This is a genomic window from Paraburkholderia sp. 32, from assembly GCF_050435345.1.
Lineage (GTDB): Bacteria > Pseudomonadota > Gammaproteobacteria > Burkholderiales > Burkholderiaceae > Paraburkholderia > Paraburkholderia tuberum.
The window spans coordinates 1,737,339-1,750,507 of record NZ_JBNDKD010000003.1 but is presented as its reverse complement, the minus strand read 5'-3'; the positions used below and the strand labels follow the sequence as shown (position 1 = coordinate 1,750,507).

General features: G+C 66.1%; 15 protein-coding genes and 1 pseudogene. 7 read left to right on the top strand and 9 right to left on the bottom strand.

What is annotated here, in order from left to right; genetic code table 11:
• Window positions 1-126 precede the first annotated feature (126 nt).
• From OKW26_RS30780 to OKW26_RS30770, 3 genes are all read left to right on the top strand, one after another.
• The gene (locus OKW26_RS30780; protein WP_026226026.1) at window positions 127-831 is read left to right on the top strand and encodes a TerC family protein; all 705 of its coding nucleotides are present in this window, start codon (window positions 127-129) and stop codon (window positions 829-831) included.
• Window positions 832-988: 157 nt separating this feature from the next.
• Window positions 989-1,612 (top strand): pilin, encoded by a 624-nt coding sequence (locus OKW26_RS30775; RefSeq protein ID WP_429356107.1) that lies wholly within the window; start codon window positions 989-991, stop codon window positions 1,610-1,612.
• Window positions 1,613-1,774: 162 nt separating this feature from the next.
• A complete protein-coding gene (locus OKW26_RS30770) occupies window positions 1,775-3,559 on the top strand; it encodes a PglL family O-oligosaccharyltransferase (RefSeq protein ID WP_429356106.1) in 1,785 nt (594 codons plus the stop codon).
• A 53-nt stretch (window positions 3,560-3,612) separates the two neighbouring features.
• Here OKW26_RS30770 and OKW26_RS30765 read toward each other — a convergent pair whose 3' ends face one another.
• Window positions 3,613-3,963 carry a nucleotide pyrophosphohydrolase gene (locus OKW26_RS30765; RefSeq protein ID WP_429356105.1) on the bottom strand — a complete coding sequence of 117 codons (351 nt, stop codon included), beginning with the start codon at window positions 3,961-3,963 and terminating at the stop codon, window positions 3,613-3,615.
• 31 nt (window positions 3,964-3,994) lie between these two features.
• Entirely contained in the window at window positions 3,995-4,474 is a 480-nt protein-coding gene (moaC, locus tag OKW26_RS30760) for a cyclic pyranopterin monophosphate synthase MoaC (RefSeq protein WP_184058346.1), read from the bottom strand.
• Between the two features lie 186 nt (window positions 4,475-4,660).
• Here moaC and OKW26_RS30755 point away from each other — a divergent pair.
• Window positions 4,661-5,381: pseudogene (locus OKW26_RS30755) on the top strand (hypothetical protein); the annotation flags it as partial.
• A gap of 67 nt (window positions 5,382-5,448) precedes the next feature.
• Here the strand turns inward: OKW26_RS30755 and OKW26_RS30750 are convergent.
• From OKW26_RS30750 to OKW26_RS30720, 7 genes are all read right to left on the bottom strand, one after another.
• Window positions 5,449-6,024, bottom strand: coding sequence for a DUF2946 family protein (locus OKW26_RS30750; protein WP_187609920.1), 576 nt, complete (start codon window positions 6,022-6,024; stop codon window positions 5,449-5,451).
• On the bottom strand, window positions 6,017-7,069 hold the full coding sequence (locus tag OKW26_RS30745; protein WP_429356104.1) for a hydrolase: 1,053 nt from the start codon (window positions 7,067-7,069) through the stop codon (window positions 6,017-6,019). Before OKW26_RS30745 ends, OKW26_RS30750 begins: the two co-directional genes overlap by 8 nt.
• 52 nt (window positions 7,070-7,121) lie before the next feature.
• Complete coding sequence (locus tag OKW26_RS30740) at window positions 7,122-7,568, bottom strand: nuclear transport factor 2 family protein (protein ID WP_184051410.1); 447 nt, start codon at window positions 7,566-7,568, stop codon at window positions 7,122-7,124.
• A gap of 165 nt (window positions 7,569-7,733) precedes the next feature.
• On the bottom strand, window positions 7,734-8,759 hold the full coding sequence (waaF, locus tag OKW26_RS30735) for a lipopolysaccharide heptosyltransferase II (RefSeq protein ID WP_184058338.1): 1,026 nt from the start codon (window positions 8,757-8,759) through the stop codon (window positions 7,734-7,736).
• Window positions 8,759-8,953, bottom strand: a complete 195-nt coding sequence (locus OKW26_RS30730) for a hypothetical protein (protein ID WP_429293882.1) — start codon at window positions 8,951-8,953, stop codon at window positions 8,759-8,761. Before OKW26_RS30730 ends, waaF begins: the two co-directional genes overlap by 1 nt.
• A 52-nt stretch (window positions 8,954-9,005) precedes the next feature.
• Complete coding sequence (locus OKW26_RS30725; RefSeq protein ID WP_008920434.1) at window positions 9,006-9,200, bottom strand: zinc-finger domain-containing protein; 195 nt, start codon at window positions 9,198-9,200, stop codon at window positions 9,006-9,008.
• A gap of 81 nt (window positions 9,201-9,281) precedes the next feature.
• On the bottom strand, window positions 9,282-10,205 hold the full coding sequence (locus OKW26_RS30720; protein WP_429356103.1) for a branched-chain amino acid transaminase: 924 nt from the start codon (window positions 10,203-10,205) through the stop codon (window positions 9,282-9,284).
• Window positions 10,206-10,431: 226 nt separating this feature from the next.
• Between OKW26_RS30720 and OKW26_RS30715 the strand changes: the two genes are divergently transcribed.
• The 3 genes from OKW26_RS30715 to OKW26_RS30705 all read left to right on the top strand — a co-directional run bounded on the left by OKW26_RS30715 (window position 10,432) and on the right by OKW26_RS30705 (window position 12,979).
• Window positions 10,432-11,187: an AzlC family ABC transporter permease gene (locus OKW26_RS30715; RefSeq protein ID WP_429356102.1), complete on the top strand. Its 756-nt coding sequence runs from the start codon at window positions 10,432-10,434 to the stop codon at window positions 11,185-11,187.
• Window positions 11,184-11,507 (top strand): AzlD domain-containing protein, encoded by a 324-nt coding sequence (locus OKW26_RS30710; protein ID WP_184058332.1) that lies wholly within the window; start codon window positions 11,184-11,186, stop codon window positions 11,505-11,507. Before OKW26_RS30715 ends, OKW26_RS30710 begins: the two co-directional genes overlap by 4 nt.
• Window positions 11,508-11,785: 278 nt before the next feature.
• Complete coding sequence (locus OKW26_RS30705; RefSeq protein WP_429356101.1) at window positions 11,786-12,979, top strand: phosphoglycerate kinase; 1,194 nt, start codon at window positions 11,786-11,788, stop codon at window positions 12,977-12,979.
• The last annotated feature ends 190 nt before the right edge of the window (window positions 12,980-13,169 follow it).

The window sequence follows — 13,169 nt, the reverse complement described above, 5'->3', positions numbered from 1 at the left end:
TACGAACTCCTTTCGTGAGCGGGCGGTCCCGAAAAGCGGGGGAGTGCAGACTCCCCCGCTTTTTTTTTGTCCGCGCTTGCGCCGCGGTTCTGTCCGCGCGGTCGATTTTTTCTTATGCTTTTTTCCATGCTCGAATTCTTCACGACCCTCCATTGGGGCTCGGTCTTTCAGATCATCGTCATCGACGTTCTGCTCGGCGGCGACAACGCGGTCGTGATTGCGCTCGCCTGCCGCAACCTGCCGCAGTCGCAGCGCATGCGTGGGATCGTGTGGGGGACCGCCGGCGCGATCGCGCTGCGCGTCGTGCTGATCGCGTTCGCGGTCGTGCTGCTCGACGTGCCGTTCCTGAAGTTCGCGGGCGGCTTGCTGCTGCTGTGGATCGGCGTGCGCCTGCTCGCGCCGGCGCACGACGCTCACGACAACGTGAAGCCGGCCGACAAGCTGATCTCGGCGGTGAAGACGATCATCATCGCGGATGCGGTGATGAGCGTCGACAACGTGATCGCGATCGCGGGCGCGGCCGAAGCCGCGGAGCACGAGCACCGGTTGGCTTTGGTGATCTTTGGCCTCGTCGTGAGCATTCCGCTGATCGTGTGGGGCAGCCAGCTGATTCTGAAGCTGCTCGATCGCTTTCCGGGCATCGTACTGTTCGGCGCGGGCCTGCTCGGCTGGATCGCGGGTGGTCTGATGGTCAACGACCCGGCCGGCGACCGCTGGCCGATCCTCGACACGCCAGTCGCCGAATACGGGATGAGCATCGCGGGCGCGCTGTTCGTCGTGATCGTCGGTTATCTGTTGAAGCGCCGTAACGCGAAACGTGCGGCGGTGTGAGCATGGTGCTGACGGTGCATCGCTGCCTGATTCGTGATGCCGTCCGAATGCAAGCCTGGCCATCCGGCTGACTGTGACGCGCAAGCTTCGCTCGCTACGATTGAAACGCCTGTTCCCGATCCACGGGCCAGGCGTTTCTCGTATCAGGAGTCTGCCGATGATCGTTACCCTGCCATATTCCCCTTACTCTCAATCGACGCAATCCCCGCGTAGGTCGCGCCGCGCACGCTGGCGCGCGAACTGGTTCGCGCGCATCTGCCGCCGCTGCGGCGTCGGCTTCACGCTGATCGAGTTGATGATCGTGCTCGCGATCGTCGGCGTGATCGCGGCCTACGCGATTCCCGCGTATCAGGACTATCTGGCGCGCAGCCGGGTCGGCGAGGGCTTGTCGCTCGCGGCGTCGGCGCGGCTCGCGGTGGCCGAAAACGCCGCGAGCGGCAACGCGTTCAGCGGCGGTTATGCGTCGCCGCCCGCCACGCGCAACGTCGAGTCCATCCAGATCGACGACGACACTGGTCAGATCACGATCACGTACTCGACGCGTGTCGCGCAGGCCGGCGCAAACACCATGACGCTGGTGCCGTCGGTCCCGGACAACGTAGATGCGCCGAGCGCGCGAGTCGCGTTGAGCAAGGACGCGGTGCAGACCGGCGCGCTGACGTGGGAATGCTTTGCGAGCGGCAAGAGCGCGTCGTCGTTGCCGGCGCCGGGTTCGGGGCCGATGCCAAGCGAGGCGCCGACGCTCGCCGCGAATCTGGCGCCGCCCGAATGCCGTTCATAAGGGGCAAATGAGTGAGTGAGCGAGACAGCAGCCGAGCGCTGACTGGATGAGTCGAAGCCACGACGTAAAGGGCTGATTTTCAGCCTATTTCGGCCGGACCGGCGCACAGTGCAACGAAATTTTTGTATAGTGCGCCGGTTGCTGACGCCCACTGTTGATTCGATGCCCACCCCTTTCGCACGCTACCTGTCTCTCGTACTGCTGGCTCTTGCGTTGATCCTGCCCTACGCGGTTGCCAACCATACGTATCCGATCCCAACCTTCTACGCCGAACTCACCTCGCTCGCGCTGTTTCTGCTGACCGGGGCGGCCGTCGTGCTGCTGGTCGCGACCACCCGGCCGCGCGTGAGCTTCGCGTCGCCCACGGTCGCGCTCGTACCCTTGCTGTTCGGCCTCGTGCTGGTCGTGCAGACGCTGGTGCTGCCGGTCGCGGAGCCATCGATGAACTGGCTCGGCGCGGGCTTCCTGCTCGCTGCGTGGATGGCCGTGCATGTGGGCTACGGCTTCACGCGCGTGAAGCTCGACGAGACCGCGTTGCGCTGGGCGGCGGGGGCGTTGATCGTCGGCGGTCTGTTCGCGGTGTTCAGTCAGGTGATCCAGCTGTTTCACCTCGAGGCGCGCGTGGCTCCGCTCGTCGTCGCGTACAACATAACCGTCGAGCGCCGGCCGTTCGGCAACATGGCGCAGGCGAACCACCTCGCGACGTATATCGCGTTCGCGATGGCGGGCGCGCTGTATCTCGTGCAGACGCGGCGCATCGCGGTGCCCATCTGGCTGCTCGTCTCGACGATTTTCTCGGTCGGCCTCGCGCTGACCGTGTCGCGGGGTCCATGGCTGCAGATGGGCGTGATCGTCGTCGCCGGCTTCTGGATGGCCTTCGCGCAGACTCGCAACGAACCGCAATTGCGCCGTAGCAACCGTGAATGGCTGGTGCCGATCGCGCTCGCGGTGCTGTTTTTCGTGGTCAATGCGCTGATCCGCTGGGCCAACGTGCGCTTTCACCTCGAACTCGCGCAGTCGGCGGCCGAACGCTTCCAGGATGCCGGCCAGATAGCGCCGCGCCTCGCGCTGTGGAAATACGGCTGGACGATGTTCAAGCAGCATCCGCTGCTCGGCGTCGGCTGGGGCGAATTTCCGAGCCATCAGTTCGAGCTCGTCAAGCAGCTGGGCGGCGTCGAAATCGCCAACAACTCGCACGACATTTTCGTCGACCTGCTCGCGAAAACCGGTCTGATCGGTCTCGCGATCGTGCTCGTGGGTCTCGTCGCGTGGCTCGTGCGCGTCGTGCGTGCGCCGCAAAGCGCCGCGCGCGTGTTCGGCATCGCGCTGATCGGCGTGCTGACGATGCATGCGCTCGTCGAGTATCCGCAGCAGTACATGTTCTTCCTGTTGCCCGCGATGTTCGTGTTCGGCCTGCTCGAAACGCGGCCGTTGCGCGCGGTGCCGGCGAATCTGTCGCTCGGCGCGTTCGCGGTGGTGGTGTTCGGCGGACTCGCCGCGCTGTATCCGGTGTATCGCGACTATGCGCGTGCCGAGGTGCTCTACTACGGCGCGCGTCCGGCCGAGCAGTACGGCGCCGATCCGTCGTTCATGTTCGGCGCGTGGGGCGAATACGGTCTCGCGACGCTGCAGCCGATGAATCCGCTGAACCTGCAGCGCAAGCTCGCGATGCACAAGCAGGCGATCGCGCTGTTGCCGGGCGAGACGGTGCTGCGTCGCTACGCGGTGCTGCAGGCGCTGACCGGCGATACCGCGGCGGCGCTCGATACGGTCGAACGCTTGCGGATCTTCGCCGAGGAATTGAAAGACTGGCCGGCGCAGCTCGGCTATCTCTACCAGCTCGTCGACGAGCAGAAGTCGCTCGCGGGCTTCAAGCAGCAGTTGGTGAAGCGCTACGGCACACCGGCGGCCGATGCGACGCCGGATGACGACAGTGACGACGATTGATCGGACCGCGGAAGCTTGGGCGTGCTGGCGCCGCGGCTTCCTCCCTTCAAAGTTCAAAGCTCGGAATACTTCGCGGCCGTGCCTTTCGCCTTGTCGATGGGGTAGCGCGCTTCGTTCAGCTTCAGTTTTTCCGCTGCCGCGTCGACGAGATCGAAGCCGGCGGTATGGGCGACCAGCAGCAGATACATGAACACGTCGGCGCACTCGTGCCTGAGGTTCGTCGATTGCGCGGGATCGCCAAGCAGCGCGTCGATCTGCGCATCGGTCTTCCACTGAATCGTCTCCAACAGCTCGCCGGCTTCGATGCCGGTGGCGACGATTAGGTTGCGCAGCGTGTGAAACTGTCGCCAGTCGCGCGCGTCGCGAAACGCCAGTAGCTGCTCGAGCAGTTCGTCGATGGTCATGTTGCTATCCGGATAGTTGTCGAATCGCACGTCAAGCTTGCGCCACCCAATCCCCCGATTTCCCGCCGTGCTTTTCCATCACCTTCACATCGGTGATCGTCATCCCGCGATCCACCGCCTTGCACATGTCGTACACGGTCAGCAGCCCGATCTGCACGGCGGTAAGCGCCTCCATTTCGACGCCCGTGCGTCCAAACGTCTCGACCTGGACCGTGCAATGCACGCCGGGCATCTGCTCGTCGAGTTCGAAATCGGCCTTCACGCGTGTCAGCGCGAGCGGATGACAGAGCGGAATCAGATCGGCGGTGCGCTTCGAGGCCTGGATCGCCGCGATCCGCGCGACGCCGATCACGTCGCCCTTTTTGGCGTTGCCGTCGCGGATCAGCGCGAACGTGTCGGGCAGCATGCGGATCGAGCCACGCGCGATCGCGATGCGCCTCGTCTCCTGCTTGCCGCCGACGTCCACCATATGCGCGTCACCGGCCGCATCGAAATGAGTGAGTTCAGGCATGGTTGACTCCTTCAGAGGGCGCCTATCATAGCAGTGCGGCGCGGCCTCGAATCGTCGCGGCGACTGATTCCACTTGCGCTGTGTCGTGCGCTGAGTTTTGCCTCGTACGCGTCCTGCGACGCCCTTGCCCGTTATCTTAGTCCGGGCCACGCGCGGCGTTTTCGACTTCGTCAGACCGGCTTCGCGTTGCATCCAAAACGATTCCTCGCTGCGTCGCTATCCATCGCGCATCGCGATGCCGCCGGGCGCGCTCGCGCAATCGACGGGCGGGGCGGCCACCGTGCCGGGAACGTCATCGTCGAGGCGCCGCTCGTGAGCGGCCCGAGCGACGCGCATGCCGATCCGATCCTGCCGCCCGACATCGCGCGCGGCGTGTTCGGCACCTACGGCGGCGCGCAGAGCCGCTTTTCCAATGGCGGCGGTAGCGGTGGCACTGGCGGCAAAACCGGCAGCAACGACTGGCGCGCGCCGATCGTCGCGCAGAAGTTGCCCGATCTCGGCAGCGGCGGCGCCGGCTCGCTGAGTCCACAGGCCGAACGCAAGCTCGGCGAGCGCGTGATGCGTGAGATACGCCGCGACCCCGACTATCTCGACGACTGGCTCGTGCGCGACTATCTCAATTCGGTCGCCGTCAAGCTCGCGGCAGCGGCAGCCGCATCAGGACCCCGAGTACGGCTTCGTGCGGGCGCGCTCGCGTCTGTTGCAGGACCAGTCGCGCAGCGAATACGCGGACGAGATTTCGCGATTGCGCTCGGAAATCGAGGACCGCACCGCGCTGAACGTCGCGGCGAACTGGTACGGCATCGCTTACGGGCAGATGCTGCTCGAGCGCTACGACGACGCGGCGGCCTCGCTCGCGAACGCGCGCGCGACGTTCGTCTCGGGCGCGCGTGCACGAGATGGAGAGCCGATACAAGCAGGAGCGGCTCGACGAGAAAGGGTAAGGTGGACGTGAACGCGCGCCGCTGCGCGCGTCAGACCTGCGCCGCCGGGCTCGCAACGAAGCCAAAGCGCGCGGCCACCTGATCGCGTCGCACGCTTTGCAGCGGCAAGGTGCGCTGAACACTCCAGTGGAACGCACCGCTCAATGAGCCATCGTCGGCGAGCGTCGCGTGATCGGAGAAGAGCTCGAGGTCGTGGTCGTGCAGCACCGCGATACGTGCTGGCTGCGAGCGATCGGCAAACAGAATGCCGCCGTCTTCATCCGCGAACACCGCCGCCGGCTCGAACGCGCCGCCGCCCTGGTCGTGCAGCGCGAGCGTTCCATCCGCGTGCGCGGACAATCTGACCACCCACGGCGTATAAGCCAGCTCGACATACACGCGCTGTGGTCCGTTCTGAAAAAACCACTGTCCGCGCTCATCGGCCTCGTAGTTCCGGTTGATGAAGCCAAGCAGCGCCTCATGCCGGATCGGCACGCCGGGCGCGCCGCTCGCCTGGGCCGCTTCGTCGCGCATGCGCCAGTTGCCGCGCCGGTCGAGCATCAGCCAGCCGGTGCAGCTCGGCACGTTCGGCCATTTGGCGAGCGCCTGTTTGACGATGTCATCCATGATCGACGTGTCGCTCCAGATAGCCGAACACGCGCCGCGACAGCCAGTCGATGCGGCCCGGGAACGGCCCGGTCATGAAGCCCGCGTGGCCGCCGTGCTCAGGCTGATAAAGCTCGACCGCCGCCGACACCTCGTGCCGCGACGGCAGCGCTTCGGCCGGCAGGAACGGGTCGTTGCGCGCGTTGAGCACGAGCGTCGGCACCTGAATGTGCGGCAGCAGCGGGCGGGTGGTTGCGGTGCTCCAGTAGTCGTCGGTATCGCGAAAGCCGTGCAGCGGCGCGGTCACGACGTTGTCGAACTCGTACATCGTGCGGCTCGCGAGCATCGCGTCGCGATCGAACAGGCCTGGGAACTGCTCGAGCTTCTGGTTGGCCTTGTGCTTCAGCGTCTTCAGGAAGCTGCGCGTGTAGACGAGGCCGAAGCCCTGCGACAGCGCACGGCCGCCCGCATGGACGTCGATCGGTGTCGAAATCGCGGCAGCGGCGGCTACCACCCGCGCCGCATCGGCCTGCCGCTCACCGAGCCAGCGCAGCAGCACGTTGCCGCCGAGCGACACGCCCGCCGCGACCACCGGCCCGCGATGCGCGGCGCGCAGGCGGCGCAGTATCCAGTCGACCTCGTTGCTGTCGGCGAGATGGTAGAAGCGCGGCAGCCGGTTCAGCGGGCCGCTGCAACTGCGAAAGTGCGGCACCACGCCGTGCCAGCCGTATTCGCGCGCGGCGGCCATCAGCGCGACCGCGTAGTGCGACGACGAACTGCCTTCCAGGCCGTGAAACAGCACGAAGAGCGGCGCGGTGTCGGTGGGCGGAGTATCGTGCGCGACCCAGTCGAGATCGATGAAATCGCCGTCCGGGGTGTCCCAGCGCTCACGGCGAAACGATACCGCGGGGCGGCGCGCGAACAGCGACGGGACGATCGTCTGCACATGCCGGTTCGGCAGCCAGAGCGGCGCGCGGTACAGCAGCTCGACGGCCGCCTCGACGGCGGCCGCCACCTTGGCGGGGGCCGTACCGGAGGAAGCGGGTTTATGTGGCGTCGAACTCATACCGGCGGAAAAGCGAGAAAACGTGATTCTGAATCTGTCGTGGTGCCGCGCGTCAGTGCAGCGGGCCCTGGCCATGCCGCATCTTCGTTGCGAACTGGCTGGCGGTCTCGTTCGGCATCGGGCTTGCGTGAATATGCGCAATGCGCCATTCGCCGCGTTCATGGACCATCACGTAGGTGGTGAAGACCATCGCGGGCGTGGCGGTCGGGTCGGCCGGACGATGTGCTTCGGCAATCGCATAGACGACGGTGCCGAGGCTGTCGTAGACGCGGATGTCGAGCGGCTCGATCGACACCGGCAGCGCTTCGAGCTGGACCTGCAAGCCATTGCGGATGCTCTCGAGGCCGTGCAGATGCGAGCCGTCCGCGCAGATGCAACTGACGAACTCCTCGTCGATCCACAAGCCCATCAAGCTGTCGATATTGACCTCGGCGACGGCCTGATAGTAGGCGCTCAGGGTATCGGCGGCGGCTTCGAAGATGTGGGCAAAACGTGGCATGGCTTGTCAGTCTCTTGTGCGCGGCGCGCGGTTGCGGGGCAGCGGTAGCGGGACGGTCCAGAGCGCCGGACCATCGCCCCCGGCGTCAGCTTGCCCGTGCCGCAAGGCGCGAACATGACGCGACGCGCTCGGGGCGTGCGGTGTTGCGTGCAAGTACCAGTCGGCTCAGCGCTGCGCGAGCAGCATGCCGCGCAAATCGCCGAAAACCTGCTCGGCGCTCAGCTGCTTCAGACAGTTCAGATGACCGAGCGGGCACTCGCGCTCAAAACAGGGGCTGCATTCGAGATGAAGCCATTGTACCTTCGCGAGCTCGGACAAGGGCGGGGTGTGGCGCGGATCGGTCGAACCGTAGACGGCCACGAGCGGGCGGCGCAGCGCGGCGGCGACGTGCATCAGTCCGGAGTCGTTGGTGACGACCGCGTTGGCCCGCGAGATCAGCGCGCAAGCCTCGCCGAGTGCGGTCTGGCCGCACAGGTTGCGCACGTTCGGCGCTTTCTCGGCGATCGCCTGCGCGAGCGGCGCGTCTTTCGGCGAGCCGAGCGCGACGATTTGCGTGTACGGGAACGACTGGCCGACCATCTGCGCGAGCGACGCGAAGTGCTCGGGCGGCCAGCGCTTCGCGGGACCGTATTCTGCGCCGGGGCAGAACACCAACAGCGGCACGCGCGTATCGAGATTGAAGCGCGCCGACACGCGCGAGGCCTCGTTCAGGTCCGTGTCGAGGCGCGGCATCGGCAGATCTTCGGGGACCTTGGCGGCTGGCGCGTAGGCGAGGGCGGCGTAGTGGCCGACCATCGGCGGGCGGGCGTCCTTGCGCGGATTCGCGTGACGCACGTTCAGCACGCCGTAGCGACTCTCGCCGGTGTAGCCGATGCGCAGCGGAATGCCCGCCAGCCACGGAATCAGCGCCGACTTGAACGAATTCGGCAGCACGTAGGCCGCGTCGTAGCCGACGTCGCGCAGATCGCTCGACAGCTGCCAGCGGCGCAGCATCTGCAGCTTGCCGTGGGCGAGATCGGTCGCGTAGACGTCGCGGATTTCCGGCATGCGTTCGAGCACGGGTGCGACCCAGCTGGGCGCGACCGCGTCGATGACGATGCGCGGATGCAATTTCACGAGGCGCGCGAACAGCGGCTGCGCCATCAATGCGTCACCGATCCAGTTCGGTGCGATAACCAACGCGCGACGCATCAGAGTGAGTGTCCGGTGTCGATAACAAGCGCCGCGCGCGCGATGCGCGCGGCGCTCGGATAGGTAAATGGGGAAAGCGGAAAGCCGCACGGCGCGATGCCGTTTGGCCACACGCGCCGCGATGGCGGCGCGGCGGCGGTGCGGCCGCACGGGTCGTGCGGTCGAGCCTGCGGCGCGGCGAGCGCGTGATTCAAAACGCGCACCTCGTGCCGCGCAAGCTGGCTCAGAACCGCTCGATGCGTTGGATCAATGGCCCTTGATCACTTCGCCGTCGCGCAGCTTGTAACGCGTGCTGCAATACGGGCAACGCGCTTCGCCGTGCGACACGTCGATGAAGACGCGCGGATGCGCGCTCCAGCGCGGCATGGCCGGGTTCGGACAATACGCCGGCAGATCTTTTGCCGACAGTTCGACCAGCGGCATTTCCTTGATTTCGCTCATGAGACTTTCTCGTTTCTCGTTGTATGCGGGGTGCTTGCGGTGCGCCGCCGTTGGGCTGCGCGGGGCATCTCGAAACGTCGCTCAGATCTTCGTGAGCCAGTGCGCGTATTTCGCGCTTCTGCCGTTCGCGACGTCGAAGAAAGCCGACTGCAGCTTTTCGGTGATCGGGCCGCGCGCGCCAGCGCCGATCGTGCGGTTGTCGAGCTCGCGGATCGGCGTGACTTCGGCCGCCGTGCCGGTGAAGAACGCTTCGTCGCAGGTATAGACTTCGTCGCGCGTGATGCGCTTTTCGATCACCTGCAGGCCCATGTCGCGCGCGAGCGTGATGACGGTGTCGCGCGTGATGCCGTCGAGGCACGACGACAGATCAGGCGTGTACAGCTTGCCGTTGTTGACGAGGAAGAAGTTCTCGCCCGAGCCTTCCGACACGTAGCCGTCGACGTCGAGCAACAGCGCTTCGTCGTAGCCGTCGGCGATCGCTTCCTGGTTCGCGAGGATCGAGTTCACGTACCAGCCCGACGCCTTCGCGCGCACCATCGACACGTTCACGTGATGGCGCGTGAACGACGACGTCTTTACGCGGATGCCCTTGGTGATGCCGTCTTCGCCAAGGTATGCGCCCCACGGCCACGCGGCGATCGCGACGTGAATCGTGTTGCCCTTGGCCGACACGCCGAGCTTTTCCGAGCCGACCCAGATGATCGGGCGCAGATAGCACGACTCGAGCTTGTTCTGGCGGACCACTTCGCGCTGCGCGGCGGCGAGCGTTTCATGGTCGAACGGCACGGCCATCTGGAAGATCTTCGCCGAGTTCAGCAGGCGCTTGGTGTGCTCCTGCAGGCGGAAAATCGCGGTGGCGCCGTCGGCGGTCTTGTAAGCGCGCACGCCCTCGAACACGCCCATGCCGTAGTGCAGCGTATGGGTGAGCACGTGGATTTTGGCATCACGCCACTCGATGAGCTTGCCATCCATCCAGATCTTGCCGTCGCGGTCGGCCATTGACATACGGTTCTCCAGCAGGTGCGTTATGAGGTGCGGCCATGAGCGCAGGACATAGCCGGGAGCGCTATTTTAGCGTCTTTTGCACACACCACGGGCATTTGGGCGCACCCCGGACGCTATAATCCAGCGCACGCATAAATCAAATCCGGATGCGCCAGCGGGTGGTCTCGCAAGCTGGCGCCGACCTGGCCTTCTTGACGGCGTTTCCTGCGCCCGCACCCTTCGCCCGATGCTCGCTCGACTGTCCGACACCGATCGCCGCGCTTTTCGTGAAGGCGCGCGCGCCTATGCCCCCACGCTGATGGCGATTTTTTCCTGGGGCCTCGTGACCGGCATCGCGATGAGCAAGTCCGTGCTGACGCTGCCCCAGGCGCTCACGACGTCGCTGCTGTGCTACGCCGGATCGTCGCAGCTGGCGGTGTTGCCGCTCCTCGCCGCGAAGCTGCCGGTGTGGACCGTGCTGCTGACCGCGGCGATGGTCAACACCCGCTTCGTGATCTTCAGCGCCGGCCTCGCGCCGCACTTCTCGTATCTGTCGATGTGGCGGCGCATCGTGCTGGGCTATTTCAACGGCGACGTGATCTATCTGCTATTCGTCAAGAAGAGCTTTCCGACCGGCTACGTGCCGGGCAAGGAGGCATACTTCTGGGGCATGGCGGTATCGAGCTGGCTGTCGTGGCAGGTGTCGTCGATCATCGGCATCCTGCTCGCGAGCCTGATTCCGGACAACTGGGGGCTCGCGCTGGCCGGCACGCTCGCGCTGCTGCCGGTGATGGTGTCGGCGATCGCCACCCGCTCAACGCTGGTCGCGGTCAGCGTGGCCGGCATCGTGTCGCTGCTCGCGCTCGATCTGCCGTACCGGCTGGCGTTGCTGCTCGCGGTGATCGCGGCGATCGCGGCCGGCAGCGCGGCCGACCTGATGATCGAGCGCGCCGACCTGCGCCGCATTCGTGGCGTGAACGATCGCGCCGGAGACTCCCGATGACCACCACGCAAATCTGGCTCGCCATTTTCGGCATGACCTTCGTCACCGCGCTCACGCGCGCGATGTTCCTGATCGGCGGCGAGCGCACGGTACTGCCGGCGCGCGTGCAGAAGATGCTGCGCTACGCGCCGGCCGCCGCGCTCGCCGCGGTGGTGGTGCCCGACGTGCTGACGACGTCCGATGGGCTGTCGTTCGCGCCTTCCAACCATGAGCTTTACGCGACGCTCGCCGGCCTCGGCTGGTTTTTGTGGCGGCGCACCATGCTCGGCACGATCGTGACCGGAATGGTCGTATTCACGCTGATGCGCGTCTTCCTGTGAGGGCCGGGCCCGGGGTGCGGCGATGAATGCTACGCCGCGGCATCCGCGGCCTTGCGATCAAATCCGCGACATTCGCTGTGTCGCGGATCAGAAGGCCGTTGGGATCAGTTAAAATGCCTTTTCCGGGTTGAGCGCGCCGCGGCAAGGCGCCTGGTGCCGCGGCCGGCCGCCGGCGCCCGATCCCGCGGAGCCGTTGGGCCGAAGCGCTGGAGTTCGCTGCGCCTCGTCCCCGCGCGCTGACCGTCACCGCCTTCTCATCAACTCGCATACTCAAGCCCATGAACAAGGTATTGCGTCTCTCCGACCTGATCGCCGAAGGCAAGCTGTCCGGCAAACGCGTGTTCATCCGCGCCGATCTGAACGTGCCGCAGGACGATCAAGGCAACATCACCGAAGACACCCGCATCCGCGCTTCCGTGCCGGCCATCAAGGCCGCGCTCGACGCCGGCGCCGCGGTGATGGTCACCTCGCACCTCGGCCGTCCGACCGAAGGCGACTTCAAGCCGGAAGATTCGCTCGCACCGGTGGCGAAGCGTCTCGCGGAGCTGCTCGGCCGCGACGTGCCGCTCGTCGCGAATTGGGTCGAAAACGGCGTGAACGTCGCGCCGGGCTCGGTCGTGCTGCTCGAAAACTGCCGCGTCAACAAGGGCGAAAAGAAAGATTCCGACGAGCTCGCGCAGAAAATGGCCAAGCTCTGCGATATCTACGTGAACGACGCGTTCGGCACCGCCCACCGCGCCGAAGCGACTACACACGGCATCGCGAAGTACGCGCCGGTTGCCTGCGCGGGTCCGCTGCTCGCCGCTGAGCTCGAAGCGCTCGGCAAGGCGCTCGGCGCACCGAAGCGTCCGCTCGTGGCGATCGTCGCGGGCTCCAAGGTGTCGACCAAGCTGACCATCCTGAAGTCGCTCGCGGAGAAGGTCGACCAGCTGATCGTCGGCGGCGGCATCGCCAATACGTTCATGCTCGCGGCCGGCCTGAAGATCGGCAAGTCGCTCGCCGAAGCCGATCTGGTCGTCGAAGCGAAGGCGATCATCGACGCGGCCAAGGCCCGCGGCGCCTCGGTGCCGATCCCGACCGACGTCGTCACGGCCAAGGAGTTCTCGCCGAGCGCGAAGGCAGAAGTAAAGGCCGTCGCCGATGTGCAGGACGACGACATGATCCTCGACATCGGCCCGGAAACGGCCAAGGTGCTCGCCGCGCAACTCGAGAAGGCCGGCACGATCGTGTGGAACGGCCCGGTCGGCGTGTTCGAGTTCGACCAGTTCGGCAACGGCACGAAGACGCTCGCGGACGCGATCGCGCGCTCGGCGGCGTTCTCGATCGCAGGCGGCGGCGATACGCTCGCGGCAATCGCCAAGTACGGCATCCACGACCAGGTGAGCTACATTTCCACGGGCGGCGGCGCATTCCTCGAGTTCCTCGAGGGCAAGAAGCTGCCGGCGGTAGAAGTTCTGGAATCGCGGGCTTAACGTGGCGACGCGCTCCCCAGCGGCGAAGTCGACCAAGGCGCGTGGCGTGAAAGCGCAGCGCGGTAACGCGGCAACGCCGGCAGGGGAGCGCGCGACACGCGCGGCCGCTGCGTCGGCAGCGGCCGGACAGGACGTGGCTGCCGAAGCGCCGATAGCGCCCGCGGCCACCGAACCGGCGCTAGCCGCCGGA

Coding starts and splice junctions, on each gene's coding strand:
- OKW26_RS30715 (WP_429356102.1), top strand. CDS start 10,432: ATGCTCGCTCGACTGTCCGACACCGATCGCCGCGCTTTTCGTGAAGGC.
- OKW26_RS30765 (WP_429356105.1), bottom strand. CDS start 3,963: ATGACCATCGACGAACTGCTCGAGCAGCTACTGGCGTTTCGCGACGCG.
- OKW26_RS30720 (WP_429356103.1), bottom strand. CDS start 10,205: ATGTCAATGGCCGACCGCGACGGCAAGATCTGGATGGATGGCAAGCTC.
- OKW26_RS30770 (WP_429356106.1), top strand. CDS start 1,775: ATGCCCACCCCTTTCGCACGCTACCTGTCTCTCGTACTGCTGGCTCTT.
- OKW26_RS30745 (WP_429356104.1), bottom strand. CDS start 7,069: ATGAGTTCGACGCCACATAAACCCGCTTCCTCCGGTACGGCCCCCGCC.
- OKW26_RS30725 (WP_008920434.1), bottom strand. CDS start 9,200: ATGAGCGAAATCAAGGAAATGCCGCTGGTCGAACTGTCGGCAAAAGAT.
- OKW26_RS30710 (WP_184058332.1), top strand. CDS start 11,184: ATGACCACCACGCAAATCTGGCTCGCCATTTTCGGCATGACCTTCGTC.
- OKW26_RS30705 (WP_429356101.1), top strand. CDS start 11,786: ATGAACAAGGTATTGCGTCTCTCCGACCTGATCGCCGAAGGCAAGCTG.
- OKW26_RS30750 (WP_187609920.1), bottom strand. CDS start 6,024: ATGGATGACATCGTCAAACAGGCGCTCGCCAAATGGCCGAACGTGCCG.
- OKW26_RS30740 (WP_184051410.1), bottom strand. CDS start 7,568: ATGCCACGTTTTGCCCACATCTTCGAAGCCGCCGCCGATACCCTGAGC.
- OKW26_RS30780 (WP_026226026.1), top strand. CDS start 127: ATGCTCGAATTCTTCACGACCCTCCATTGGGGCTCGGTCTTTCAGATC.
- moaC (WP_184058346.1), bottom strand. CDS start 4,474: ATGCCTGAACTCACTCATTTCGATGCGGCCGGTGACGCGCATATGGTG.
- OKW26_RS30775 (WP_429356107.1), top strand. CDS start 989: ATGATCGTTACCCTGCCATATTCCCCTTACTCTCAATCGACGCAATCC.
- waaF (WP_184058338.1), bottom strand. CDS start 8,759: ATGCGTCGCGCGTTGGTTATCGCACCGAACTGGATCGGTGACGCATTG.